General features: G+C 70.2%; 23 protein-coding genes. 16 read left to right on the top strand and 7 right to left on the bottom strand.

Going from position 1 to position 25,988, the window contains the following annotated elements; all coding sequences use genetic code 11:
• Positions 1 to 5: 5 nt before the first annotated feature.
• Genes G6039_RS15175 through G6039_RS15160 form a run of 4 tightly spaced genes read right to left on the bottom strand, consistent with a single transcriptional unit; the run spans position 6 to position 4,455 of the window.
• The gene (locus G6039_RS15175; protein ID WP_043797761.1) at positions 6 to 1,196 is read right to left on the bottom strand and encodes an acyl-CoA dehydrogenase family protein; all 1,191 of its coding nucleotides are present in this window, start codon (positions 1,194 to 1,196) and stop codon (positions 6 to 8) included.
• Positions 1,193 to 2,863, bottom strand: a complete 1,671-nt coding sequence (locus tag G6039_RS15170) for a class I adenylate-forming enzyme family protein (RefSeq protein WP_043797759.1) — start codon at positions 2,861 to 2,863, stop codon at positions 1,193 to 1,195. Before G6039_RS15170 ends, G6039_RS15175 begins: the two co-directional genes overlap by 4 nt.
• 29 nt (positions 2,864 to 2,892) lie before the next feature.
• A complete protein-coding gene (locus tag G6039_RS15165) occupies positions 2,893 to 3,624 on the bottom strand; it encodes an SDR family NAD(P)-dependent oxidoreductase (RefSeq protein WP_006941061.1) in 732 nt (243 codons plus the stop codon).
• 36 nt (positions 3,625 to 3,660) lie between these two features.
• The gene (locus G6039_RS15160) at positions 3,661 to 4,455 is read right to left on the bottom strand and encodes an enoyl-CoA hydratase-related protein (protein ID WP_006941059.1); all 795 of its coding nucleotides are present in this window, start codon (positions 4,453 to 4,455) and stop codon (positions 3,661 to 3,663) included.
• 147 nt (positions 4,456 to 4,602) lie between these two features.
• Between G6039_RS15160 and G6039_RS15155 the strand changes: the two genes are divergently transcribed.
• On the top strand, positions 4,603 to 5,781 hold the full coding sequence (locus tag G6039_RS15155) for a thiolase family protein (RefSeq protein WP_043797757.1): 1,179 nt from the start codon (positions 4,603 to 4,605) through the stop codon (positions 5,779 to 5,781).
• Between the two features lie 99 nt (positions 5,782 to 5,880).
• A complete protein-coding gene (locus G6039_RS15150) occupies positions 5,881 to 6,729 on the top strand; it encodes a 3-hydroxyacyl-CoA dehydrogenase family protein (RefSeq protein ID WP_029541920.1) in 849 nt (282 codons plus the stop codon).
• 76 nt (positions 6,730 to 6,805) lie between these two features.
• Here the strand turns inward: G6039_RS15150 and G6039_RS15145 are convergent, their stop codons facing one another.
• Complete coding sequence (locus tag G6039_RS15145) at positions 6,806 to 8,170, bottom strand: MFS transporter (RefSeq protein ID WP_029541921.1); 1,365 nt, start codon at positions 8,168 to 8,170, stop codon at positions 6,806 to 6,808.
• Between the two features lie 339 nt (positions 8,171 to 8,509).
• Positions 8,510 to 9,661, bottom strand: coding sequence for an acyl-CoA dehydrogenase family protein (locus G6039_RS15140; RefSeq protein ID WP_043797755.1), 1,152 nt, complete (start codon positions 9,659 to 9,661; stop codon positions 8,510 to 8,512).
• 232 nt (positions 9,662 to 9,893) lie between these two features.
• On the opposite strand from G6039_RS15140, the gene G6039_RS15135 reads away from it, so the two are divergent.
• The 14 genes from G6039_RS15135 (at position 9,894) to G6039_RS15070 (ending at position 25,471) form a co-directional block, all read left to right on the top strand.
• Positions 9,894 to 11,531 (top strand): Na+/H+ antiporter, encoded by a 1,638-nt coding sequence (locus G6039_RS15135; protein ID WP_029541922.1) that lies wholly within the window; start codon positions 9,894 to 9,896, stop codon positions 11,529 to 11,531.
• Between the two features lie 68 nt (positions 11,532 to 11,599).
• A complete protein-coding gene (locus tag G6039_RS15130) occupies positions 11,600 to 13,927 on the top strand; it encodes a carbon starvation CstA family protein (protein ID WP_006946367.1) in 2,328 nt (775 codons plus the stop codon).
• Positions 13,920 to 14,123 (top strand): YbdD/YjiX family protein, encoded by a 204-nt coding sequence (locus G6039_RS15125; RefSeq protein ID WP_044476511.1) that lies wholly within the window; start codon positions 13,920 to 13,922, stop codon positions 14,121 to 14,123. The genes G6039_RS15130 and G6039_RS15125 overlap by 8 nt, the downstream gene beginning before the upstream one ends.
• A gap of 97 nt (positions 14,124 to 14,220) precedes the next feature.
• Positions 14,221 to 14,613: an MmcQ/YjbR family DNA-binding protein gene (locus tag G6039_RS15120; RefSeq protein WP_006946363.1), complete on the top strand. Its 393-nt coding sequence runs from the start codon at positions 14,221 to 14,223 to the stop codon at positions 14,611 to 14,613.
• On the top strand, positions 14,610 to 15,827 hold the full coding sequence (locus G6039_RS15115; protein ID WP_006946362.1) for a sensor histidine kinase: 1,218 nt from the start codon (positions 14,610 to 14,612) through the stop codon (positions 15,825 to 15,827). The genes G6039_RS15120 and G6039_RS15115 overlap by 4 nt, the downstream gene beginning before the upstream one ends.
• Positions 15,828 to 15,915: 88 nt before the next feature.
• Positions 15,916 to 16,704, top strand: a complete 789-nt coding sequence (locus tag G6039_RS15110) for a LytR/AlgR family response regulator transcription factor (RefSeq protein ID WP_006946359.1) — start codon at positions 15,916 to 15,918, stop codon at positions 16,702 to 16,704.
• A 134-nt stretch (positions 16,705 to 16,838) separates the two neighbouring features.
• Positions 16,839 to 17,144 (top strand): hypothetical protein, encoded by a 306-nt coding sequence (locus G6039_RS15105; RefSeq protein WP_202917667.1) that lies wholly within the window; start codon positions 16,839 to 16,841, stop codon positions 17,142 to 17,144.
• A 7-nt stretch (positions 17,145 to 17,151) separates the two neighbouring features.
• On the top strand, positions 17,152 to 18,963 hold the full coding sequence (locus G6039_RS15100) for a sodium/solute symporter (protein WP_029541923.1): 1,812 nt from the start codon (positions 17,152 to 17,154) through the stop codon (positions 18,961 to 18,963).
• Between the two features lie 160 nt (positions 18,964 to 19,123).
• Complete coding sequence (locus G6039_RS15095; protein WP_006930250.1) at positions 19,124 to 19,486, top strand: DUF485 domain-containing protein; 363 nt, start codon at positions 19,124 to 19,126, stop codon at positions 19,484 to 19,486.
• Positions 19,483 to 21,117, top strand: a complete 1,635-nt coding sequence (locus G6039_RS15090) for a solute symporter family protein (protein ID WP_006930252.1) — start codon at positions 19,483 to 19,485, stop codon at positions 21,115 to 21,117. The genes G6039_RS15095 and G6039_RS15090 overlap by 4 nt, the downstream gene beginning before the upstream one ends.
• 71 nt (positions 21,118 to 21,188) lie before the next feature.
• A complete protein-coding gene (locus tag G6039_RS15085) occupies positions 21,189 to 21,620 on the top strand; it encodes a type II toxin-antitoxin system Rv0910 family toxin (protein ID WP_006930253.1) in 432 nt (143 codons plus the stop codon).
• A gap of 290 nt (positions 21,621 to 21,910) precedes the next feature.
• Positions 21,911 to 24,172 carry an ATP-dependent DNA ligase gene (locus tag G6039_RS15080; protein WP_043797749.1) on the top strand — a complete coding sequence of 754 codons (2,262 nt, stop codon included), beginning with the start codon at positions 21,911 to 21,913 and terminating at the stop codon, positions 24,170 to 24,172.
• A 134-nt stretch (positions 24,173 to 24,306) separates the two neighbouring features.
• Complete coding sequence (gene mddA / locus G6039_RS15075) at positions 24,307 to 25,074, top strand: methanethiol S-methyltransferase (protein ID WP_006930258.1); 768 nt, start codon at positions 24,307 to 24,309, stop codon at positions 25,072 to 25,074.
• A 67-nt stretch (positions 25,075 to 25,141) separates the two neighbouring features.
• Positions 25,142 to 25,471 (top strand): YnfA family protein, encoded by a 330-nt coding sequence (locus tag G6039_RS15070; RefSeq protein WP_029541928.1) that lies wholly within the window; start codon positions 25,142 to 25,144, stop codon positions 25,469 to 25,471.
• A 12-nt stretch (positions 25,472 to 25,483) separates the two neighbouring features.
• Here G6039_RS15070 and G6039_RS15065 read toward each other — a convergent pair whose 3' ends face one another.
• Entirely contained in the window at positions 25,484 to 25,942 is a 459-nt protein-coding gene (locus G6039_RS15065) for a hypothetical protein (RefSeq protein ID WP_043797747.1), read from the bottom strand.
• Positions 25,943 to 25,988: the final 46 nt, after the last annotated feature.

Genomic DNA, 25,988 nt, shown 5'->3' with positions numbered 1-25,988 from the left:
TCCTGTCAGCGGAAGGCGTTTTCGCCGGTGAAGGCCTGGCCGAGCACCAGCTGGTGCATCTCGGGGGTGCCCTCGTAGGTGAGCACGGACTCGAGGTTGACCATGTGCCGGATGACGGGGTACTCGAGGGAGATGCCGTTGCCGCCGAGAATGGTTCGCGCGGTGCGGCAGATCTCGATGGCCTCGCGGGTGTTGTTGAGCTTGCCGAAGCTCACCTGCTCGGGCCGCAGCCCGACGCTGTCCTTGAGCCGGCCGAGGTGCAGCGACAGCAACTGGCCCTTGTGCAGTTCGACGGCCATGTCGGCGAGCTTGGCCTGGGTGAGCTGGAATCCGCCGATGGGGCGGCCGAACTGGGTGCGCTGCATCGAGTAGTCGCGGGCGGCCTCCCACGCCGAGCGCGCGGCGCCCATCGCGCCCCAGATGATGCCGTACCGCGCCTCGGACAGGCTCTGCAGCGGCGCCTTGACGCCCTTGGCCTCGGGCAGCAGCGCGTCGGCGGGCAGGCGCACGTTGTCCAGGACGAGTTCGCCGGTGACCGAGGCGCGCAGCGACAGCTTGTGCTTGATGGTGTGGGCGCTGAAACCGGGTGTGTCGGTGGGCACGACGAAGCCACGGACGCCCTCGTCGGTGTTCGCCCAGACCACGGCGACGTCGGCGATGGAGCCGTTGGTGATCCACATCTTGCGACCGTCGAGAACCCAGTCGGATCCGTCCCGGCGGGCGCGGGTCTTCATCGCCCCCGGGTCGGAGCCGACGTCGGGTTCGGTCAGGCCGAAGCAGCCGATGATCTCGCCCGCCGCCATGCCCGGCAGCCAGCGCTGCTTCTGCTCCTCGGAACCGTTGTTCCAGATCGAGAACATCGCGAGCGAGCCCTGCACCGAGACCAGGGAGCGGATGCCGGAGTCGGCGGCTTCCAACTCGAGGCAGGCGAGGCCGTAGTGCACGGCGGACGAGCCACCGCACCCGTAGCCCTCGAGGTGCATACCGAGGAGGCCGAGCTTGCCGAATTCGCGGGCGAGGTCGCGCACGCCGGGCAGGTCGCCGGCCTCGAACCACTCCGCGATGTGCGGAGTGACGTGCTCGGCGCAGAACTTGCGAACGGTGTCGCGGACGGCGAGCTCGTCGTCGGAGTAGAGCGAGTCGATGGCGAGCGGGTCGAGGGCGTCGAACTTGGGGAGGGTGGTGGCGGTGCTCATCGGGTCATCCTCGAGTCGGAGGGAGCGGAGAAGAGGCCGGCGGCGAACTCGGCCGCGGCGGCTTCGGTGGCCTTGTAATGCAGCTTCTTGCCGGTGGGGGAGACGGGCAGGGTCTCGACGAACCGGTAGGCGCGCGGCCGCTTGAACGACGAGAGCATCGGGTGGGAGCGGCAGTGGGCGTCGAGGTGATCGACCGTCAGCGAGGGATCCTCGGCGACGATGTAGGCGACGACGATGCGTCCCCACTTCTCGTCCGGGACGCCGACGACGAGCGAGTCCTGCACCTGCGCATGGGCGTTGAGTGCCTCTTCCACCTGCACCGGGTGGACGTTCTCGCCGCCGGAGATGAGCATGTCGTCCTTGCGTCCGACGATGGTGACGAACTCGTCGGCGTCCCAGGTGGCGAGGTCGCCGATGTGCAGCCAACCCTGGTGGAACTTGGCCCTCTCCTGGTCGGGGGTGTCGAAGTAGGCGTTGGCGCACTTGGGGGAGCGGACGATGACCTCACCGACGTCGTGGCCGTCGTGGGCGACGACGTCGTCGGGGTCGGCGAGCCGGTCGGGGTAGACGTGGACGACGCGGACCTCGTCGTCGGTGCAGGCGCGGCCGGCGCTGCCGGCGCGGTCGGGCAGGTCGGCCGGCCGCAGGAAGGTGTTCCAGAAGGCCTCGGTGGTGCCGTAGCCGTTGAAGATCCGGGGGTTGAGCACCTTCTGGTAGCGCAGCGCCGCCTCCTTCTCGAGCGGCGCGCCCATCGTGACGATGCCGCGCAGGCTGGACAGGTCGCGCGGGCGCGCCTCCTGGGCGGCGGCGAGCATGGCGAGATTGGTCGGTGCGCCGATGAGGAAGGTCAGTCCGTACGCGGCGACGAGGTCGAGGACCCGGTCGGCGTCGAACGACCGCAGCGGCACCACTTCACCGCCGACGTAGAACGTCGGGTTGGGCCCGCCCGCGTGCAGGCCGCCGCGGTGGAACCACGGGGTCATGTTGAGCGTCTTGTCGTCGGGGCCGAGCGGGAAGTGCATGATCACGTCGTGGGCGCTGAAGATCTCGATCATGCTGTTGAGCGGCACGCCCTTCGGCATGCCCGTCGTGCCGGAGGTGTAGAGACGGGTGGTCTCGTCCCACACCGTGCGATGCAGCGGCGGTAGCGCGATGCGGTCGGCGGCCAGGTACCGGTACCGCATCACCGTGACGCCGTCGACTTCGACGGTGTCGCCGTCGCCGACGGCCACGATCACCCTCGGGGTGTGCGCTGCGAGCCGCAACGCCTCCTGCACCATATCGGTGAGTTCGGTGTCGTAGACGAATACCGCAGGGGTGCACTTGTCGAGGACGAACGCCGTCTCGCCGGCCGCCAGGCGGAAGTTCACCGGCGAGCCGACCGCCCCGACGGCCTGCGTGGCGAGGTAGAGCTCGGCGAATTCGACGCCGTTGAACAGCTGGTAGGCGACGACGTCCCCGGTCTGCACCCCCGCGTCCGCCAGGCCCGTCGCGATCCGGTCGACGCGCTCCCCGAGCTGCGCGTAGGTCCACTGCCGCCCGGTGCCGGGGTCGCTCAGGGCGACCTGGTGTGCGTAACGCTTGGTGTTGCGCCGGAATCCGTTGAGGTACGTGAAGTCGTTCTCGAAGTACTCCCGGTAGGCCCGGGCGTTGTACGACGCGGTCATGGTGTCCGTCCTCCCTCGCGTGTCCGCGGTCAGCCGGCCATCGTGAGGCCGCCGCTGACGCTGATCACCTGACCGGTGACGAACGACGCGGCCTCCGACGCGAAGAACAGCACGGGGGCGGCGACTTCGTCGGGCCGGGCGAGCCGGCGGAACGGGATGGCCTTGATCAGTGCGGCCTTGAGCTTCTCGTCCTGCGCCTGGAACAGCGGGGTGTCGGTGGGGCCGGGGCACACGCAGTTGACGTTGATGCCGTGCCGCGCCATCTCGCGGGCGAGGGACTTGGTCAGCGCGATGACGCCGCCCTTCGCCCCGGCGTAGATCGACTCGCCGGAGCTGCCGACGCGGCCGGCGTCGGAGGCGAGGTTGATCACGCGGCCGCCGTTGCCGGCTTCGATGATGCCGGGCAGGAAGGCGCTGCACACGTGCACCGGGCCGAGGTAATTGATCGCCACGACCTTCTGCGCGAATTCGGGTGTGGCGTTGAGGAACTGATCGGTGCGGTCCCAGCCGGCGGCGTTGACGAGCACGTTCGGCACGCCGACCTCGGCGTGGGTGCGCTCGCGCAGCTCGTCGACCTGGGCCCGGTCGGCGATGTCCACCGGCAGGGCGGTGATCAGCTCGGGGTACTCCTTGGCGGTGGCCTCGGCGGCGGCGAGGTCGAGGTCGGCGGCGACCACGCGGTCGCCCTGTGCGGCGAAGGCCAGTGCGATGGCCTTGCCGATGCCGGAGCCGGCGCCGGTGACCAGTGCGATGTTGCTCATGAGGGGTCCTCTCGGGGAATCCGAAATGGGGAGGGATCAGGCCTTGACGAACTTGGCGAAGTCGGCGGGCCGCTTCTCGGCGAACGCGTTGGCGCCCTCGAGGCCCTCGTCGGACTTGCCGAACAGGTCGAGCGCCGACATCGCGAGGTTGCTCAGGCCGGCCTGGTGGTCGGTGTCCGCGTTGAACGACTGCTTGAGGAACTTGATGGCGGTGGGGCTCTTCTCGGCGATCTCGGCGGCGATCGCCTTGGCCTCGTCGAGCAGCTTGTCCTGCGGCACGACCCAGTTGACCAGGCCCCAGCGCTCGGCGGTGGCGGCGTCGTACTGGCGGCACAGGTACCAGATCTCGCGGGCGCGCTTCTCGCCGACCACGCGGGCGAGGAAGGCCGAGCCGAAACCGGCGTCGAACGATCCGACCTTCGGGCCGGCCTGGCCGAACTTGGCGTTCTCCGAGGCGATCGTGAGGTCGCACAGCACGTGCAGCACGTGTCCGCCGCCGACGGCGACTCCGTTGACCGCGGCGATGACCGGCTTCGGGATGTCGCGAATCAGCTTGTGCAGGTAGCCGATCTCGAACATGCCGCTCTCGGTGGGGCCGTAGTCGCCGGTCTCGGCGCGCTGCTTGACGTCGCCGCCGGTGCAGAACGCCTTCTCGCCGGCGCCGGTGAGGATGATCGCCGAGACCCGGCTGTCGGCCCACGCGGCGCGGAACGCCTTGATGAGCTCCTCGACGGTCTTGCCGCGGAACGCGTTGTAGCGGTGCGGGCGGTCGATCGTGATGATCGCCGCGGGGCCGTCGATCTCGTAGGTGATGTCCTCGAACACGGTCATGATGACTCCTCGTCAGCGCAGGTCGGGTCAGGAATTGAAGTTCTGTTCATGAGTGATGAATTGTGCTTCACTAACTATGAACGTACATTCACTACCGGAGGGTGTCAAGGGTCACACGGCCCCCGGTTTCGGAAGGGAGATCTACGGATGATCGACGTCTACGTCGTCGACGGAGTCCGCACACCGCAGGGCCGCTACGGCGGCGCGCTCGCCCCGGTGCGGCCCGACGACCTGGCCGCACTCGTCGTCGGCGAGGCCGTCGCGCGCAGCGGCGTCCCGGCCGACGCGATCGACGAGGTGATCCTCGGCGCCACCAACCAGGCCGGCGAGGACAACCGCAACGTCGCCCGCATGGCGGTGCTGCTCGCCGGCCTGCCGCAGACCGTCCCCGGGTACACCGTCAACCGCCTGTGCGCGAGCGGGCTCACCGCTGTCGCCTCCGGGGCCCAGGCCATCCGGTCCGGGGAGGCCGACATCGTCGTCGCCGGCGGGGTCGAGTCGATGACCCGGGCGCCGTGGGTGATGAGCAAGCCCGGCACACCCTGGGCCAAGCCCGGCGCCGTCTTCGACACCGCCATCGGCTGGCGGTTCACCAACCCGCGCTTCGACGACACGACCACCCTGTCGATGGGCGAGACGGCCGAGGAGGTCGCGGCCCTGCACGGCATCACCCGAGAGGCGAGCGACGCGTTCGCGGTCCGCAGCCACCGGCGCGCTCTCGCCGCCATCGACGCCGGCCGGTTCGAGAAGGAGATCGTCCCGGTGCCGGTGCGCGACGGCGTCGTCGACGTGGACGAGGGCCCGCGGCGCGGGACCGACGAGGAGAAACTCGCCCGCCTGAAGCCGGTGTTCCGGGCCGGCGGCATCGTCACCGCCGGCTCGTCGTCGTCGCTGTCCGACGGCGCGTCCGCGCTGGTGCTCGCCGGCGCCGACGCGGTGCGCCGGCACGGGCTGACGCCGCGCGCCCGGATCGTCGGCAGCGCCTCGGCGGCGCTCGCCCCGCACATCATGGGCCTCGGCCCGGTCCCCGCCACCCGCAAGCTGCTCGACCGCACCGGCTGGACCCTCGACGGCATCGGCGCGATCGAGCTCAACGAGGCCTTCGCCGCCCAGTCGCTCGGCGTCATCCGCGAACTCGGCCTGGACGAGGACCTCGTCAACGCGGACGGCGGCGCCATCGCGCTCGGTCACCCGCTCGGCTCGTCCGGGGCGCGCATCCTCGTCACCCTGCTCGGCCGCATGGAACGCGAGGGCGCGGCGCGGGGCCTGGCCACCCTGTGCGTCGGTGTCGGCCAGGGCGTGTCGCTGGCGGTGGAGGCGCTGTGAGCGACCACATCATCTCGACGATCCCGCCCGGGCGGTGCGGTACGGGGCCGTGGACAGGTAGAAACGCATGACCCGATTCCTGGAGAAGAGGACCAGCAGATGACAGGACTTCCCGACCGTGTTGCCGTGATCGGCGGAGGCCGCATGGGCGTCGGCATCGCCCATGCCTTCGCCGCGCTCGGCGCGACCGTGACCGTGTCCGAGACCGGCGACCTGGATGCCGCGCGAAAGCGGCTGACGGACAGCCTCTCCCGCGCGGCCGAGCGCGGCAAGCTCGTCGATCCGCTCGACGTGGTGGCCGGCCGGGTCGCGTTCGTCGCGTCGGTGGCCGAGCTGCCCGGCGACACCCGGCTGCTCGTCGAGGCGGTGCCCGAGGAGCCCGGCCTGAAGAGGCGCGTGCTCGCCGACGCCGAGCGCGTCGTGCCCGACGACGCGGTGATCGCCACCAACACCAGCTCGCTGTCGCCGACGGAGCTGGGCGCCGCCCTGAGGAACCCGTCCCGGTTCCTGGGCATGCACTTCTTCAACCCGGTGCCCGCGTCGGAGCTGGTGGAGATCGTGCGCGCCGAGACGACCTCCGACGCGCTGGTGCGCGACGTCGCGGGCTGGGTGGAGCTGCTCGGCAAGACGCCCGTGGTGGTGCGCGATTCGCCGGGCTTCGCCACCAGCCGCCTCGGCGTGCTGCTCGGCCTGGAGGCGATCCGGATGCTCGAGGAGGGCGTGGCCGACGCCGAGTCGATCGACCGGGCAATGGAATTGGGGTACAAGCATCCGATGGGCCCGCTGCGCTCGACGGATCTCGTGGGCCTGGACATCCGGCTGGCCGTCGCGGAGTACCTGCACGGCACCCTGGGGGAGCGGTTCGCGCCGCCGCAGTTGCTGCGCGACAAGGTGGCCCGCGGCGAGCTCGGCCGCAAGTCCGGCCGCGGCTTCTACGACTGGAGCTGAGCGGGCAAGGATCCGACGTCCACGCACGAACGGGGGCGGGTCCGTAACCACGGACCCGCCCCCGTTCCGGGTGCGGTCAGTCGACGGTCACCATGGCGGGCTCGGCCGCCCGGTGCGTCCCGCTCGGGCTTGTCGCGACGCTCTCGTGGCGGGTGGGCACCAGCACGGTGAGGCCCGCGCCGAGCAGCGCAATGCCCGCGAAGATGTAGAAGGCGATGTTGCTGCTCAGTCCGGCGCCGAGGATCAGCCCACCGACGAGCGGCCCGAAGATCCCGCCGAGACGGCCGAATCCGGCGCACCACGCGACGCCGGCGGCGCGTGCCGTGGTCGAGTAGTAGTTGGCGACGAAGCCGTAGATGAGGATCTGGGTGCCGATCCCGCCGATACCGGCCGCCGCGACCGCGCCGAGCAGCACCGCCAGCGGCAGGTCGAGGGTGAGCACGATGAGCGACAGCACCGCGAGCAGGAACGTGCCGACGATGACCCGCTGCGGGCCGGTGCGATCCGCCGTCCGGGAGGCGAGCACAACGCCGGCGATCGCGCCGCCGTTGAGCACCAACAGGAATGCCAGCGAGTTCTTCGCGTCGAATCCGGCGTTCTCCATGATCTTCGGCAACCAGGTGTTGAGCCCGTACGTGAGCATGATGCCGCCGAAGCTCATCAGGCCGAGCAGTGCGGTGCCGAGCGCGTACCGGCGGGTGGCCAGCGCGGCGAATCCGACCTTCTGGGCACCCGCCCGCTCGACGACGAGTTCTTCGGCTGTCGGAGAAGGGATGCCGGTACGTGCGGTGATCGCGTGGGCCTCGTCGATCCGGCCACGGGCGACGAGCCAGCGGGGCGACTCGGGAAGCCTCAGCAGCACGAGCGGCAGCAGGACCACGAGGGGCAGCGCTCCGATCCAGAACAGGCCGCGCCAGCCGATGGCGTCACGCAGCAGCAGGGCGAGCAGCGACGCCATGACACCGCCGAGGGGGACACCGCAGTAGACGATCGCGTTGTACATGTTCTTCTTGCTGGGCGGCGCGAACTCGGCGACCACCGCGCCGGTGGTGGCGATGAGTCCACCCACGCCGATGCCGGTGAGCAGTCGCATGGCGCCGAACATCGTCACGGAGTGGGTCATCGCCGCGGCAGCCATGCCCACCGAGAACCACGTGATGCTGATCAGTGTCAGCTTTCGGCGGCCGACCCGGTCGCCGAAGGCGCCGGCGAGCAGGGCGCCGATCAGGACCCCGACCAGGGCGTACGAGCCGAGCACCCCGGCCTGTTCGGCAGAGACGGCACCGAGCTGGGTCGGATCCTTCATGAGGATCGGGAGGATGGTTCCGTACACGACCAGGTCGTATCCGTCGAAGACGAGCGCTGCCGTCGCGAGGGCGACGATCCACGTCACCGAGCGTCGATGCTGCGTACTGGTCCAGTCGGCCGAGACAGGGGGCATGAGAACTCCGTGTGTGTCAGGGGGCGAGTTTTCGCCGGGGCGGGTCGGCCCCGTCGGAGCGACAACGATGAGTGAACAAAAATTCGTAGTGCATGAATGCTCATTCATTGTGTTCGACCAGAACGGTAGTGTGGCGCGCGTCACTCTGTCAAGGGTGCGCGTCGAGGCCCTGCCCGGGGTTCCCGGCCGGGGCCTCTACGGCCGATCACGCACAACGCTCGACTGGGAGACCCCAGCCGAGCGTTGTGCGTGATCTACTACCGCCTGACTACCCGCCGGTGTGGCGACGACCCCCCCTCCGGCTCCGCCGGCGATCCCGGGCCCGCCGTCCTGGACGGTCTACAGGAAGGCGCTGATGCCGGTCTCGGCGCGGCCGATGAGCAGCTTCTGGATCTGGCTGGTGCCCTCGTACAGGGTCATCACGCGGGCGTCGCGCATGTACTTGGCGACGGGGTACTCGTCGACGTAGCCGTACCCGCCGAAGAGCTGGATCGCGTTGTTGGCGGCTCGCACCGCAGCCTCGCTGCAGAAGTACTTCGCCTTGGATGCGGCGGTGCCGAACGGTTCTCCGCGCTCGATGAGGTCGGCTGCCCGCCAGGTCAGCAGGCGGCCGGCGTCGGCGTCGACGGACATGTCCGCGATCAGGTCCTGGATCAGCTGGTACGAGGCGATGGGCCGGTCGAACTGCTTGCGGTTCGTCGCGTAGTCGACGGCGGCCTCGAGGCAGCCCTGGATGATGCCGACGCAGCCGGCGCCGACCGAGACCCGGCCCTTGTCCAGCGAGTGCATGGCGATCGAGAAGCCTTGGCCCTCCTCGCCGAGCAGCGCGCTCGCGGGCACCTTCATGTCGGTGAAGTACAGCTCGGCGGTGGCCTGGCCGCGCAGGCCGAGCTTGCCGTGGATCTCCCGGGCTTCGAAGCCCGGGGTGTCGGTGGGAACGAGGAAGGCGGCCACGCCCTTCGGGCCGGGACCGCCGGTGCGGGCGAAGACCAGGCACAGGTTCGCCCAGGTCCCGTTGGTGATGAAGATCTTCGACCCGTTGATGATGTAGTGGTCGCCGTCGCGCACCGCGCGGGTCTTCAGGTGTCCGGGGTCGGAGCCGTTGTCGGGTTCGGTGAGACCGAAGCATGCGAGCGCCTCACCCGAAGCGATGCGTGGCAGCCACTCGTGCTTCTGCTCCTCGGTGCCGTGGGACAGAATCACCTTGCCCACCAAGCCCATCGAGACGGACACGATGCCGCGCACAGCGGAGTCGGCGCGGCCGAGTTCCTCCATGCCGAGGCAGTAGGTGATGTAGTCGCCGCCGAGGCCGCCGTACTCCTCGGGGATGGTCAGCCCGAAGAACCCGATCTCGGCGAGCTTGGGCACGATCGAGATGTCCACCGATTCGGCGCGGTCCCATGCGGCCCGGTGCGGGACCACCTCCTTGTCGAGGAACTCGCGTGCGAGTTGCCGGAAACTCTGCTGCTCCTCCGTCAACGCCAGATCCATGTCGACTCCTTGCTGGGGCACCACCGGGGCCTTCGGGGCGGGGTGCGTCGGATTTCGAAAAGCACACGAGCAAAATGAATGCTCATTCACTTGAGGTGAATATACGTTCGTTTCTCGGGGGGTGTCAAGGGTGCGGTGCAGGGCACGCGAGTATCGGTGCCCGGTGGGCTCGGACACCGGGCACTCGGATCGTGCGGCGGCGCCCACCGCCCGTCCGGGTCACAATCGACGGGTGAACGGGACCTGGATCCTCCTCGTCGTCATCGCGGCCGTCGCAGTCACCGGACTCGCGAACCGCGGAAACCTCCAGGCCCCGCTGGTCCTCGTCACCATCGGCTCGATCGCCTCGTTCCTGCCCGGCATGCCGCGGCTCGAGCTGCATCCGGACATCATCCTCGGGGTGGTGCTGCCGCCGCTGCTGTACTCGGCGGCGCTGCGCTTCTCCGTGGCGACCTTCCGCCGGCACCTCGCGCCGATCCTGCGGCTGGGTATCTTCACCGTCCTGGTCACGGCCTTCGCCGTCGCGTTCTCCGCCTCGGCGCTGGTGCCGGATCTGACCCTCGGCGCCGCACTCGTGCTCGGGGCCGTGGTCGCGCCGACCGACGCGGTCAGCGCCGTCGCCGTCGGACAGCGACTCGGACTGCCCAAACGCGTCATCGCGGTCCTCACCGGTGAGGGTCTGGTCAACGACGCGACCGCGCTGACCCTGTTCACCGTCGCGGTCTCCGCCGTCGCCGGCACCCGGGTGCTGGTGGACTCGCCCGTGGTGTTCTTCGGGTACGAGGTGGCCGGCGGCGTGGCGATCGGATTGCTGCTCGCCGTCGTGGTGCACCGGGTGCGCGGCCGCATGTACGACTCGCCGCTGGAAACGGTGCTGGGACTGGTGCTCCCGTTCACCGCCTACCTGGCCGCCGAGGAGATCGAGGCGTCCGGTGTGCTGGCCGTGGTCGCAGCCGGCCTGTACATGGGGCACCGGGCCACCGACGCGTCCGTGGCGACGCGCATCCAGGAACGGGCGGTGTGGGAGAGCCTCGACGTGCTGCTCGAGATGTTCGTCTTCGCCTACATGGGACTGCAGCTGAAGTTCGTGATCGACGAGGTCCGCGAGAGCGGTCTCGACGTGCACCGCGCGTTCCTCTACGCGTTCGCGGTGCTCGGTGTGGTGATCGCGGTGCGGCCGCTGTGGGTGCTGCTGCACTGGGCGCGTCGCCGCCTCACGCGGGAGGTCGGGCTCGACCGGCTGGGGCGCGACCAGTTCACCGGCCGTGAGTACCTGGTGATCTCGTGGGCCGGGATGCGCGGTGTGGTGACCCTCGCGGCCGCCGGGGGCGTGCCGCTCGTCCTGGCCTCCGGCGAGCCGTTCCCCGGTCGCGAGACGATCCAGGTGATCGCCTTCGTGGTCGCGGTCGGCACCCTGCTGATCCAGGGGGCGACGATGCCGGCCCTCATCCGGGTGCTGAACGTCGCCGATCCCTACGAACGGCTGTATGCCCAGGAGCAGATGGAACGTGCGCGGACCATCTCCGGCACTGCCGCCGAACAGCACCTCGCGCTGCTCGCGAAGAATCCGCCCGACGGCGTCGACGCCGAGGCGCTGCAACGCATCCTCGCCCGGGTGAACCGGTCCATGAAGGCCCGCCTCGAAGCGCAGCAGGCCGAGGAGGCCGGTGAGCACGAACCGGCCGTGCCCGACTCGGGCACCCTGTTCGAGAAGCTCCGGCGCTCCGTGCTGCGCGCCCAGCGGCAGGCCCTGATCGCGGCACGCGACAACGGCGACCTCGACGACGAGACGCTCCGCACGGTGCTCGAGGGACTCGACGTCGAGGAGGCGGCCGCGGAGGAACGGCTCAACCGGCGCACCCGGTACTGACCGGGCCCCGGACTGCCGACATCCGCGTTTTCCCGCCGGGGCGGGAGCAGACGATTCTAGGATTCCTTATGGCCGTCGAATCGGTTCCCGAGTCCCCGCCCCGGATCGAATACCTGCGCACGGATCCCGACCTCCCGCCGGTCGGCATCGTCGACCGTTCCCCGATGCCTTCGTCGGCCCGCGTCGTGTTCGTCGTGCTGGCGCTGCTCGGTGGTGTCGCCTGGACGATGATCGCGGTGGTCCGCGGGGAGAACGTCAACGCGGTCTGGTTCGTGATCGCCGCGGTGTGCACGTATCTGATCGCCTACCGCTTCTACGCCAGGCTGGTCGAGAGCAAGATCGTCCAACCGCGCGACGACCGGGCCACCACGGCGGAGATCCTCGAGAACGGAAAGGACTACATCCCGACGGACCGGCGGGTGCTGTTCGGACACCACTTCGCCGCGATCGCCGGCGCCGGTCCTCTCGTCGGTCCGGTGCTCGCCGCGCAGATGGGGTACCTGCCGGGCACCCTGTGGATCATCCTCGGCGTCGTGTTCGCCGGTGCGGTGCAGGATTTCCTGGTGCTGTCGATCTCGTCGCGGCGCCGCGGGCGCAGCCTCGGTCAGATGGCGCGGGAGGAACTGGGCGTCGTCGGCGGAATCGCCGCCATGGTCGCGGTCTTCGTCATCATGATCATCCTCATCGCGGTTCTCGCTCTGGTCGTGGTCAATGCGCTCGCCGAGAGCCCGTGGGGTCTGTTCTCCATCGCGATGACCATCCCCATCGCCCTCTTCATGGGGGTGTACCTGCGTTACCTGCGGCCGGGCCGGGTCTCGGAGGTCTCGCTCATCGGCGTCGCACTGCTCCTGCTGGCCATCGTCGCCGGCGGCTGGGTGGCCGAAACGGACTGGGGAGCCGAGTGGTTCACCCTGTCCAAGGTCACCATCACGTGGCTGATGATCGCGTACGGATTCGCCGCCTCGGTGCTACCGGTGTGGCTGCTGCTGGCGCCGCGAGACTACCTGTCCACGTTCATGAAGGTCGGGACGATCGCGCTGCTCGCCGTGGGTATTCTCATCGTCCGCCCGACCCTGCAGATGCCGGACGTCACCTCCTTCGCTCTCGAGGGCAACGGCCCGGCCTTCGCCGGATCGCTGTTCCCGTTCCTGTTCATCACCATCGCCTGCGGCGCACTGTCCGGCTTCCACGCGCTCATCTCCTCAGGCACGACCCCGAAGCTGCTCGAGAAGGAGAAGCAGACCCGGCTGATCGGGTACGGGGGCATGCTCACCGAATCCTTCGTGGCGATCATGGCGCTGATCACCGCCTGCGTGATCGATCAGCATCTGTACTTCGTGCTCAACGCCCCGGCCGGCGTGACCGGAGGCACTCCCGCCACTGCGGCGGACTACGTCAACGGCCTCGGACTGGGTGCCCCGGATATCACCCCGGAGGCCATCTCCCAGGCCGCCGCCGACGTCGGGGAGGACTCGATCATCTCGCGCACCGGCGGCGCCCCGACCCTCGCGTTCGGGATGTCCAGCGTGCTGAGCGACCTGTTCGGTGGCGACGCGCTGAAGTCGTTCTGGTACCACTTCGCGATCATGTTCGAGGCCCTGTTCATCCTCACGACCGTCGACGCCGGCACCCGCGTCGCCCGCTTCATGCTCTCGGATTCGCTCGGCAACTTCGGGGGACCGGCCCGCCGGTTCAAGGACCCGTCGTGGCGTCCGGGCGCGTGGCTGTGTTCGCTGCTGGTCGTGGCCGCGTGGGGTGCGATCCTGCTGATGGGCGTCACCGATCCACTCGGGGGTATCAACACCCTCTTCCCGCTGTTCGGCATCGCCAACCAGCTGCTCGCCGCGATCGCCCTGACGGTCGTGCTCACCGTGGTGATGAAGAAGGGCCTGTTCAAATGGGCATGGATCCCGGGCGTTCCGCTCGTGTGGGACCTGATCGTGACGATGACCGCCTCGTGGCAGAAGATCTTCTCGGGGGATCCCGCGATCGGGTACTGGACCCAGCACTTCGACTTCCAGGCCGCCAAGGACGCCGGGGAGACCAGTTTCCGGTCCGCGACGAGCCCCGCCGCGATCGACGCGGTGATCCGCAACACCTTCATCCAGGGCACACTGTCGATCGTGTTCGCGAGTCTCGTGCTGATCGTCGCCGTCGCGGGAGCCATCGTGTGCGTCAAGGCGTTCCGGGCCGGAGGGCTGCCCACCACCGAGGCTCCCGACGTTCCGTCGAAGATCTTCGCCCCGGCCGGGTTCGTACCCACGGCCGCCGAGAAACGAATACAGCACCAGTGGGACGTGCTCATCGCGTCCGGACGCGTGCGCGCCCCGGGCGCCGCGCACATCCGTCCCGCTCGCGGCCCCCGCTCGGAGCCGACCGGAGCGCACCATGAGTAGGGTGCTCGCCGCGCTCGCCGCGCGGGGACGAACGGTGCGCTGGTGGATCGGAGCGCTGATGGGCGACCACGACTACGCGCGTTACGTCGCCCACCTGGAACGGCTGCACCCCGGAGCCGAGATCCCCACCGAACGCGAGTACTGGCGCACCCGTTACGCCGCCGCGGACGCGAACCCGGGGGCACGTTGCTGCTGAGGCCTGTGCGGGCACCGGCCGGCGCCGCGCCGATCCGCGTGCACCCGGCCACCGTGTACCCCGCAACGGCGTCGCTGCGGTGGCCTAGCGTGAACCCATGATGAGTCCGCTCGACCGCCTGCGTGCCCTGTGCACCGCGCTTCCGGACGTCACCGAACGCGTCAGCCACGGCGAACCGGCCTGGTTCGTCCGCCGCTCCCCGCAGTTCGCCACCTTCGCCGACCACCACCACGACGACCGTGTCGCGTTCTGGGCGGCCGCACCCGCGGGCGCACAACAGGATTGGATCGAGCGGGACCCGGATCGCTTCTTCCGGCCGCCGTACGTCGGCACCCGTGGCTGGATCGGGGTCCGCCTCGACGGCCCCGGCGCCACCGGCGACGCCTTCTGGGACGACGTCGCGGACATCGTCGAGGACGCGTACCGCACCGTCGCGCCGAAGACCCTCGTGGCGCGGCTCGACGCCGAGCCGGGACCGGACCCGCGGTGAGCGCAACCCTCGCCGCACTCCTGGCCGTCGCGTTGCTCGTCGTCGCCGGCGTCACCGTGCTGTGGCTGCGCACCCGGCGCGGCCTGACCACACCGGCCGAACGTGCCGTGCACGCCACCCTGCACACCGCGTCGCTGGCCGCGCGGCCGCTGCGCCGGGGCCTCGACGCGACGTCCGCGCAGGAGGCCGCCCCGCACCTGCGCTCGCTCACCGGCACGTCGTCCGTCGCGCTCGTCGACGCGGACGGCACCCGCCTGGCGTGGAGCGGCCCCTTCGAAGGGCTGTCCGCCCAGTTGCTCACCGCCGCGAAGCGCGCGATCGCCGACGACCGGCGCGTCCTCGTCGGGCACGGCGACCTCCAGCGCGGTCCGGACGAGCAGGCCGCGCGCGCCGTGATCGTGCAGCCGCTCGTCATCGACAACGTCGGGGTCGTCGGTGCGCTCGGCGTCGTGACCACCACCGAACCCGGCCCGGCTCTGCTCGGCGTGCTCACCGAGGTCGCCCGCTACGCCTGCAGCCAGATCGAACTCGCCGAACTCGACGCCTCCCGCGCCCGCCTCGACCGCGCCGAGGTGCTGGCGCTGCGCGCTCAGATCAGCCCGCACTTCATCTACAACGCCCTGGGCACCGTCGCGTCGTTCGTGCGCACCGACCCCGAACGCGCCCGCGAACTGCTCCTCGAATTCGCCGACTTCACCCGGTACTCGTTCCGCGCGGCCGGGGAGTACACGCTGCTCGCCGACGAACTGCGCAACATCGACCGGTATCTCACGCTCGAGCGGGCCCGGTTCGGCAACGCCCTCGAGGTGCGGCTGCAGGTCGCGCCGGAGGTGCTCAACGTGGTGCTGCCGTTCCTCGCCCTGCAGCCCCTCGTCGAGAACGCCGTGCGGCACGGCATCGCGGGCAAGAGCACCCGCACCGGCACCATCAGCATCGTCGCCGCGGACGAGGGCACCGACTGCGTCATCAGCGTCGAGGACGACGGCGTCGGCATGGACCCCGAACTCCTGCGCTCCGGCGATCTCGACGCCGTCGCCGAGGGACAGGGGCGCACCAGCGCCAAGGAGGCGGCGCACGTGGGACTGGCCAACGTCGACGATCGCCTGCGCGCAGCGTTCGGCAACGACTACGGCCTCGTCGTCGAGACGGCGCCGGGGGCCGGAACGAAGGTCAGCATGCGGGTGCCGAAGTTCCGGCCCGGGATACGGGCATGACGCGACCCTTCCGCCACCCGGCCCCGCTCCGCGCGAGTGGACCGGTCCGCTCCGCGCGGACGGTCCGGCATGGCACGATGGACCGGCTGTGAACGACACCACCGACACCCTCACCGTGCTGGCCGTCGACGACGAACCGCCGGCCCTCGACGAGCTCGCGTACCTGCTGCGGCGACGCGAGGAGATCGGCCATGTCCACACCGCGGGCGAGGCGACCACCGCCCTGCGGCTGCTGCGCGACGGCGGGATCGACGCGGTGTTCCTCGACATCAACATGCCCGGCCTCGACGGCCTGGAGCTCGCCGGCATCCTGCGCAACTTCGCGAACCCGCCCGCCGTCGTGTTCGTGACCGCGCACGACGACCGTGCGGTGGCGGCCTTCGACCTCGGCGCGGTCGACTACCTGCTCAAACCGCTGCGCGAGGAGCGTCTCGCCGAGGCGGTGCGCCGCATCGCCGAGCGCCGCCGCACCCGCGAAACCGAATCCGCCGCCGCGGGCGCGGCCGCGGCGGACGAGGTGATCCCCGTCGAACTCGGCGGCGTGACCACACTGGTGCCGCGGTCGTCGGTGCAGTGGGTCGAGGCCGACGGCGACTACGCACGCCTGCACACCGGCACCGGCTCCCACCTGGTGCGCATCCCCATCTCCACCCTCGAGAGCCGCTGGGCCGACGCCGGGTTCCTGCGGGTGCACCGCTCCTACCTCGTGTCGCTGCCCCTGGTGACCGGCATTCGCAGCGTCGGCTCCGGCCTCGTCGTGTGCCTGCGGGCCGAGGAGGGCAAGCCGCCCGTCGAACTGCCGGTGAGCCGTCGCCACACCCGCGAGCTCAAGGACCGCCTGATCCGCGGACCGATGCAGACCTGGACGACCAGATGAGTCCGTCCGGCAACCCGCCGCCGCATGGTTCGGGCGGCCCGCCGCCGCGCAGTTCGGGCGGCCCGCCGCCGCGTGGTTCGGGCGGCTCGCCGCCGCGCGAACGGGTGGTGCTCGCCCAGCGCCGCGGCGCCCGCATGGTGCGCACCCGCGTGGAGGTCCAGGAACAGACCGAGGTCGGGGAGGCCATGGTGCGCGGCCTGGTCCGAGCCCAGCTCGGCCTCGCCGCGCGGCTCTCGCTCGTCGCGGTGTGCCTGCTGTGTGCCCTGCCGCTGCTGTTCCACTTCGTGCCGCGCCTGACGGACCTGACGGTGCTCGGCATCCGGTTGCCGTGGCTGCTGCTCGGATTCGTCGGATACCCGCTGCTGCTCGGCATCGGCGGGCTCTACGTGCGCCTGGCCGAACGCAACGAGCAGGACTTCACCGACCTGGTCGACGACTGAGCGGCTCATGGATACCGGTTCGATCCCCGTCGTCACCGTCATCGGGCTCGTCGCCGCAGCCGCCGCCACCGTCGCGATCGGCATCTACGGAGTCCGGCTGGCCCGCACCACCTCCGACTTCCTCATCGCCTCCCGCAGCGTCGGCCCCCGCTGGAACGCCGCCGCCATATCCGGTGAATACCTCTCCGCCGCCTCGTTTCTCGGAGTGGCCGGGCTGATCGCCAAGTACGGCGCCGACGCCCTGTGGTATCCGGTGGGCTTCACGGCGGGCTACCTGGGCCTGCTGCTGTTCGTCGCCGCGCCGCTGCGCCGGTCCGGCGCCTATACGGTGCCCGACTTCGCGGAGTTCCGGCTCGGCGCGCGATGGCTGCGCACCCTGGCGATGGTGATCGTCGCCGTCGTCTGCGTGCTCTACCTCGTCCCTCAGTTCCAGGGCGCCGGACTGACCCTGAACATCCTGCTCGGCGTCCCCGACTGGGTCGGCGTCGTCGCGGTCGGCTTGATCGTCGTCGGCAACGTCGTCGGTGGCGGCATGCGCTCGATCACCTTCGTCCAGGCGTTCCAGTACTGGCTCAAGCTCACCGCCGTCGCGGTGCCGGCCCTCGTGCTCGCCGTCCACTTCCTCGACGACGACCGCGCCGTCGGGCAGCCGGCGCCGCCGACGGTCACCGAGCGCACCACCGTCGACGTCACCACCGACGTCGTCGTCCAGGTCGGCGAGCCTCTCGAGGTCGCCGCCACCGGACGGGTCGACGGACGGACCGTGGACGGCACCGTGCTGCTCGCGCCCGGCGAGCACGAGGTGGCCGCCGGCACGGCGCTGGTGCTCGAGCCCGGCGCAGCCGTGCCGGTGGTGGCCGGGGCACCCGCCACCAACGACGACTGGGCCGCGCCCGGCGGCGGGATCGGCGGCGCGCACCCGATGTTCCAGGTGTATTCGCTGATCCTCGCCACCTTCCTCGGCACCATGGGGCTGCCGCACGTGCTGGTGCGCTTCTACACCAACCCCGACGGGCGTGCGGCCCGCATGACGTCGCTCGCGGTGATCGCCCTGCTCGGCGTGTTCTATCTGTTCCCGACGCTGCTCGGGGTGTTCGCGCGCCTGTACGTGCCGCAACTGCTCATCACCGGCCGCTCCGACGCGGCCGTGCTGCTGCTGCCGGGGTCGGTCCTGTCCGGCTGGGGCGGCCAGCTGCTCGCCGCGCTCGTCGCCGCCGGCGCGATCGCGGCGTTCCTGTCCACGTCCTCGGGGTTGCTGGTCAGCGTCGCCGGCGTGCTGTCCACCGACGTGCTGCGGGGGCGGGTGCGGGACTTCCGGATCGCGGCCGTCCTCGCCGGCCTGGTGCCGCTCGGCCTGTCGCTGGCGGTGACGTCGCTGGACCTGTCGCGGGCGGTGGGTCTGGTGTTCGCGGTGGCCGCCTCCACGCTGTGTCCGCTGCTGATGCTCGGCATCTGGTGGCGCGGGCTCACCGCGGCCGGGGCGGCCGCCGGCATGGTGGTCGGCGCGGTGGTGGCCGGCGGCGCGGCCCTGGTGGTCGTGCTGGTGCGCATCGACCCCGGGACGGGCGGAGGGTGGCTCGCCGCCGTCATCGGCTACCCGGCCGCCGTGAGCGTGCCACTCGCGTTCGTCACCATGGTCGTCGTCAGCCTCGCCACCCGATCCCGCGTCCCGGCGGACATCGGTCGCGTCTTCTCCCGCATGCACGTGCCCGAGCGGCTGGGGATGGGCCGGGACCGGGAGCTCGGGGCGTTCGAGGACACCGGCGACCCCGCTGACCCGCGCGGACCCGGAAAGTCGCCCCGGCCGCGAGGCCACTGAGCCGCCACTCGTCGCGCCCGGGGGACCGTTCGCCGCACCGGTCGACAGCTCGGCGTGTGACCGGTGCCACCATCTTCTCGTGTGACTCTCGTCTCATTACGGTCTACTGGTAGTACGTCTCACAGGGGCGATCCCTGAAGCCACGACCAAGGAGTCGGCAGTGACCACAGCTCACCTCGGCAAGGGCGGGGCGCTCGAGCGCCGCACGCCCGATGCGCAGGACTTCGTCGACATGCAGGCGAGTCCGGAGTTCCAGGACTTGCGCCGCCGGCTCCGGCGGTTCGTCTTCCCGATGACGGGACTCTTCCTCACCTGGTACTTCGTGTACGTCCTGCTGGCCACCTACGCCGCCGACTTCATGGCGACCAAGGTGCTCGGCAACATCAACCTCGGCCTGATCCTCGGACTCGCGCAGTTCGTATCGACCTTCGTCATCACCGCGCTCTACGTGCGGTTCGCCAACCGTGACCTGGATCCGCGGTCCGCCGCGATCCGTGAAGAGCTGGAAGGACCGGCCCAGTGACAGTTCTGGCCCAGGGTGCCACCGACGTCGGCAACCCCCTGTTCAACATCGCGATTTTCGTCGCATTCGTCGTCGTGACGATGAGCCTGGTCATCCGGGCCAGCCGCTCCACCAAGAAGGCCTCGGACTTCTACACCGGCGGCGGGCAGTTCTCCGGCCCGCAGAACGGCTTCGCGATCGCCGGCGACTACCTGTCGGCCGCGTCGTTCCTCGGCATCGCCGGCGCCATCGCCGTCTACGGCTACGACGGATTCCTGTACTCCATCGGCTTCCTCGTCGCCTGGCTCGTCGCCCTGCTGCTCGTCGCCGAACTGCTGCGCAACACCGGCCGCTTCACCATGGCCGATGTCCTGAGCTTCCGGCTCAAGCAGCGTCCGGTGCGTATGGCCGCCGCGCTGTCCACCCTCGCGGTGTCGCTGTTCTACCTGCTCGCCCAGATGGCCGGTGCGGGTGGCCTCGTCGCGCTGCTGCTCAACATCGACGGCAAGCTCGGCCAGGGCATCGTCGTCGCCGTGGTCGGCGTCCTGATGATCGTGTACGTGCTCATCGGCGGCATGAAGGGCACCACCTACGTGCAGATGGTCAAGGCCGTGCTGCTCGTCGCCGGTGCCGGCATCATGTTCGTGCTCGTGCTGCTCGCGGTCCGCGGCAACTTCTCGCAGCTGCTGGCCGACGCGCAGGCCATGGTGAACAGCTCCACCAACGAGGCCGTCGCCGGCCGCGACGTGCTCGCCCCCGGCGCCAAGTACGGCATCAGCGACATGACCCGGCTCGACTTCGTCTCGCTCGGCATCGCCCTGGTGCTCGGCACCGCCGGCCTGCCGCACGTGCTGATGCGCTTCTACACCGTGCCCACCGCCAAGGAGGCCCGGCGCTCGGTGACCTGGGCCATCGCCCTGATCGGCGGGTTCTACCTGTTCACCCTGGTGCTCGGCTACGGTGCCGCCAAGATGGTCGGACCGGACGTCATCCTCGGCGCCCCCGGCAAGGAGAACTCGGCCGCGCCGCTGCTCGCCTTCGAACTCGGCGGCACCATCTTCCTCGGCATCATCTCCGCCGTCGCGTTCGCCACGATCCTCGCGGTCGTCGCCGGCCTCGCGATCACCGCGTCCGCGTCCTTCGCCCACGACATCTACGCCAGCGTGATCAAGCGCGGCAACGCCTCCGAGGAGGATCAGGTGCGGGTCTCCCGCATCACCGTCGTAGTGATCGGCGTGGTCTCGATCGTGCTGGGCATCCTCGCGATGGGCCAGAACATCGCCTTCCTGGTGGCCCTGGCCTTCGCAGTCGCCGCGTCCGCCAACCTGCCGACGCTGCTGTACTCGCTGTTCTGGAAGAAGTTCAACACCACCGGCGCCCTGTTCAGCATCTACGGCGGCCTGGTCAGCTGCCTGCTGCTCATCGCCTTCTCCCCGGCGGTGTCCGGCAAGCCGTCCTCGATGTTCCCGAACGCGGACTTCGCCCTCTTCCCGCTCGCCAACCCCGGCATCGTGTCGATCCCGCTGGCCTTCGTCCTCGGCATCGTCGGTACCTACATCGGCCGGCGCAAGCTGGAGGACCCGGCCAAGCAGGCCGAGATGGAGGTCCGCTCCCTCACCGGTGTCGGTGTCGAAAAGGCTGTCGCCCACTAGGCAACACCCACGAAGCGCGGACGCAGGGTCGATCACCCTGCGTCCGCGCTTCGGCGTCTACGCTGCGGGGCATGGCCAAACTCGAGGTATCGACCGACCTTCCGCTCGAACCGCACGTGACCTGGGTGCGGGCGTCGGACCTGCACGGATTCGACGAATGGCTGACCATCCACGACGGGTGGCGCAGCGACCTGCCGAGCGAACTCGTCGTCGGCACCACCGCCGAGTCCGTCGTCTCGGTCAAGGGCATGCGCAACCGGGTCGCGTGGACCGTCCGGGAGATCGACTCGCCGCACCACCTCGTGCTCCACGGTTCCGGCAAGGGCGGCACCCGGTTCAAGCTGCGGATGACCGTCCGGGCCGCCGGGATCGGCTCCGTGCTCAGCCTGAACATCGACCTCGGCGGGGCACCGCTGTTCGGGCCGATCGGCTCCGGCGTCGCGCGGGCCCTGCACGGCGACATCGAGGCCTCGCTGCGCCGGTTCGCCGAACTCTACAGCTGAGCCGCAGCGCCGAAGGCGCTCATGGGTCCCAGCACCGAAGGTGCCCATGAGCGCAGCACCGAAGGCGCTCATGGGTCCCAGCGCCGAAGGTGCCCATGAGCGCAGCACCGAAGGTGCCCATGAGCGCAGCGCCGAAGGCGCTCATGGGTCCCAGCGCCGAAGGCGCTCATGTGTCCCAGCGCCGAAGGTGCTCGTGAGCGCAGCACCGAAAGCGCCCTCCGCGCGGGCGACACGCCGGGGACCGGCGCGAGAAGTGCGCGCCCGCGGGCCGCGCTCGGCAGAATGAGGCGATGACGACCCGCACATTCGAAGGCCGTCGTCTGAACCTGACGAACCTCGACAAGGTGCTGTACCCGAGCACGGGCACGACGAAGGCCGACGTGGTCGACTACTACGTCGCCGTCGCCCCGGTGCTGCTACCTCACGTCGCGGGCCGGCCCGGCACCCGCAAACGCTGGCCCGAGGGTGTCGGCGGCGGGTCGTTCTTCGAGAAGAACCTCGCCTCCCACGCGCCGAAGTGGCTCACCCGCAAGACTGTTCACCACAAGCAGCGGTCGGTGACGTATCCGGTCTTCGACTCCGTGGCGTCGCTGGCCTGGCTGGGGCAGCAGGCGGCACTCGAGCTGCACGTGCCGCAGTGGCGGTTCTCGGGTTCCGTCCCGGGTCCCGCGACGCGGATCGTGTTCGACCTCGACCCGGGGGAGGGGGTCACGCTGGCGCAATGCGCCGAGGTTGCCCGCCTGGTGCGCGACATGGTCGGCGGGCTGGGCTGGCCGGCCTACCCGGTCACCAGCGGCAGCAAGGGGATACACCTGTATGTGCCGCTCGACCGCGAGCTTGCACCGGGCGGGGCGTCGACCGTGGCGAAGCAGGTGGCGATCAACCTCGAGACGCTGCATCCCGACCTGGTCACCGCCACCATGGCGAAGGCCGTGCGCGGTGGCCGGGTGTTCCTCGACTGGAGCCAGAACAACCAGGCCAAGACGACCATCGCGCCGTATTCCCTGCGCGGTCGGGAGCAGCCGTGGGTCGCCGCGCCCCGCACCTGGGACGAACTCGACGACCCCGGGTTGCACCAATTGCGGTTCGACGAGGTGCTCGCGCGCCTCGAGGCCGGACCCGACCCGCTCGCCGCGCTCGACCCGCCGCTGCCCGAGTCCGACGCCCTGACCGAGTACCGGCACAAGCGCGACCCGTCCCGCACCCCCGAACCCGTCCCCGCCACCGTGGGATCCGGACCGGGCAATTCCTTCGTCATCCAGGAGCACCACGCCCGCCGCCTGCACTACGACCTGAGGCTCGAGCGCGACGGGGTGCTCGCGTCGTGGGCGGTGCCGAAGAATCTGCCGGACGATCCCGGCCGCAACAACCTCGCGGTGCGCACCGAGGACCATCCGCTCGAGTACCTCACCTTCCACGGCGTGATCCCCAAGGGGGAGTACGGCGCCGGCGGCATGACGATCTGGGACACCGGCACCTACGACACCGAGAAATGGCGCGACGACGAGGTGATCGTGCGCCTGCACGGCGCGCGGGTGCAGGGCCGGTACGCGCTGATCCGCACGGCCGGCAACCAGTGGCTCGCGCACCGCATGAAGGACCAGAGCGCGCCGTCGGGCCCGCCGACGAGCTTCCCGCGCGACCTCGAGCCCATGCTCGCGACACCGGGTGAGGTGACCGGTCTCGACGCCGACGAATGGGCGTTCGAGGGCAAGTGGGACGGCTACCGCGCCGTCGCCGAGATCGAGAACGGGCAGCTGCGGCTGCATTCGCGTTCCGGCCGCGACATCACCGGCGACTACCCCGCTCTCGCCGATCTCACCCGCATCCTCGACGGGCACGAGGTGGTCCTCGACGGCGAGGTGGTCGCGTGCGACACCCTCGGTGTCACAAGCTTCCGGCAGCTGCGGACCGGGGGCACCCCGCAGTACTTCGTGTTCGACGTCCTCTTCCTCGACGGGGTGACCCTGTACCGCAAGCCGTATTCCGACCGGCGGCGCGTGCTCGACGCGCTCGCCGCCGCGGCCGACGGGCTGGTTGTTCCGGAACTGTTGCACGGCAACGGATCCGAAGCGCTGGAGGAGAGCACCCGGCGGGGCTGGGAAGGGGTGGTGGCCAAGCGGCGGAACTCGGTGTACATGCCGGGCCGGCGCAGCCCCGACTGGGTGAAGTCGAAGAACTGGCTCACCCAGGACGTCGTCATCGGGGGCTGGCGCCTCGGCAAGGGGGCCCGCGCCGGCACCTTCGGCTCGCTGCTGGTCGGCGTGCAGGGCGAGGCCGGGCTGGAGTACGTCGGCCGCGTCGGCACCGGCTTCGACGAACCCCAGCTCGCCGAACTGTCGGCCGCCATGGCGGGTCTGCGGCGCCGCACCACCCCCTTCGCCGGCGACGTCCCGCGCGAGGACGCGCGGGACGCGGTGTGGGTGAGCCCGAAGCTGGTGGGGGAGGTGCGGTTCCGGGAGTGGACCGACGCCGGCAAGCTCTGGCATCCGAGCTGGCGCGGGTTGCGCGACGACATCGACCCGCAGGACGTGGCCCGCGGCAGCGGATGATCGTCCGCCCCGGGTGCCGAAAACCTCACCCCGGGGTGCCTGTCGTCCTCCGGCGCGTCGGCGCACCGTGGTCACACGGCACATCCGCCGACTGTGGCACGGGCCGGCGCGCCCGGAGGAGGGAAGGTTCGACGATGTTGCAGACGACCGACAGGGGCCGCCTCGGCCGCACCCTGATGACCGCGTACGGCGCGGCCGCCTACGCCGTGTTCTTCGCGGTGTTCCTGTACTCGATCGGGTGGGTCGAAGGTCTCGTGGTGCCCCGCACCATCGACGAGGGGCCGCAGACGCCGATCGTCGTCGCCGTGATGGTGAACCTGGCCCTGTTGTCCGTGTTCGCCGTTCAGCATTCGGTCATGGCCCGGCCCTGGTTCAAGGACCGATGGACCCGCATCGTCCCACAGCCGATCGAACGCTCCACGTTCGTCCTGTTCGCCACCGCCGCCCTGGCGCTGGTGATGTGGCAGTGGCATCCACTGCCACAGGAGATCTGGGACGTGGACGCGACACCGGTGCGCGTGGTGCTCTATGCGGTGTCCTTCGCAGGATGGGGCCTCGTGCTCGCATCGACGTTCGCGATCGACCACTTCGACCTGTTCGGCCTGCGGCAGGTGCTGCGGAACTTCGCCGGAAAACCCCCGGCCGAAGTCGTATTCCGCACCCCGATGCTGTACCGCGTGGTGCGTCACCCGTTGTATCTCGGCTTCCTGATCGCGTTCTGGGTGGCGCCGACGATGAGCGTGGGCCACCTGCTGTTCGCCGCGGTCACCACCGGATACATCCTCGTCGCGCTGCGGTTCGAGGAACACGATCTGACCGACACGTTCGGCGACCGGTACCGCGACTACAGTGCCCGCGTGCCCCGGCTGGTGCCCCGCCCGCGCGCGGCGAGCCGAACCTGACCATGTTCCGGCCGGCTCCGGTGCGGGCACCCGCACCGGAGCCGTGCAGCGCCGTAGGGTACTTCGCGTGAGCATCGCGAAGTCCCTCGTCCTGTTCGTCGTCGCGGCCCTGTTCGAGATCGGCGGTGCCTGGCTCGTGTGGCAGGGAATCCGGGAACAGCGCGGCTGGATCTGGGTGGGCGCCGGTGTGATTGCGCTCGGCGGGTACGGAATGGTGGCAACGCTGCAGCCGGATGCGAATTTCGGTCGCATCCTCGCTGCCTACGGCGGAGTGTTCGTCGCCGGATCGCTCGTGTGGGCGATGATCGTCGACGGCTTCCGCCCCGACCGGTGGGATGTGGCCGGCGCCCTGGTGTGCCTGCTCGGCGTGGCGCTGATCATGTACAGCCCGCGCTGAACTCCGGCACCGTCAGCCGACGGTCACCGTCCCCGCGGCCGGTGTCGAATTGCAGATCGGGCCGCTGCTCAGGTTCACCGAACCGAATACGGTGGTGAGCACGGTGCCCGGGCCGGTGTTCACCACCTTCGCCAGGTTCGGATACGTCCCCTCGAGGTCGACGATCCCCGCCTGGCCGGTGCTCTGATTGAGCCATGCGACCGACACCTGCCCCGCAGCGGGCATGGGGCCCATTCCCGGTGCGGTGGAGAACAGTACGTGACCGGGTGCGATCGCGGGGTTCGCCTCCGGGCCGGCCTGCGCGGTGACCGCCGTGATCGAGGCCAGGCTGCCCTGGTTGAGGCACCCGAAGGTCAGTGCCGTGCCGAGGGATTGGGGCGGTGCGGCGCCGGCGCTGCCGGCGAACAGGACGGCGGCCGCGATCGGTGCGGCGGTGGCGAGGATTGCTCGGGTGGTTCGGGCGGCGCTCATGCTGATGCTCCTGTGATCGGAATGTCACGTCCGGGTGCCGACCGCC

The organism is Rhodococcus aetherivorans (assembly GCF_011058165.1).
Classification (GTDB): Bacteria; Actinomycetota; Actinomycetes; order Mycobacteriales; family Mycobacteriaceae; genus Rhodococcus; species Rhodococcus aetherivorans.
This window is presented reverse-complemented; position numbering and strand designations above follow the sequence as displayed.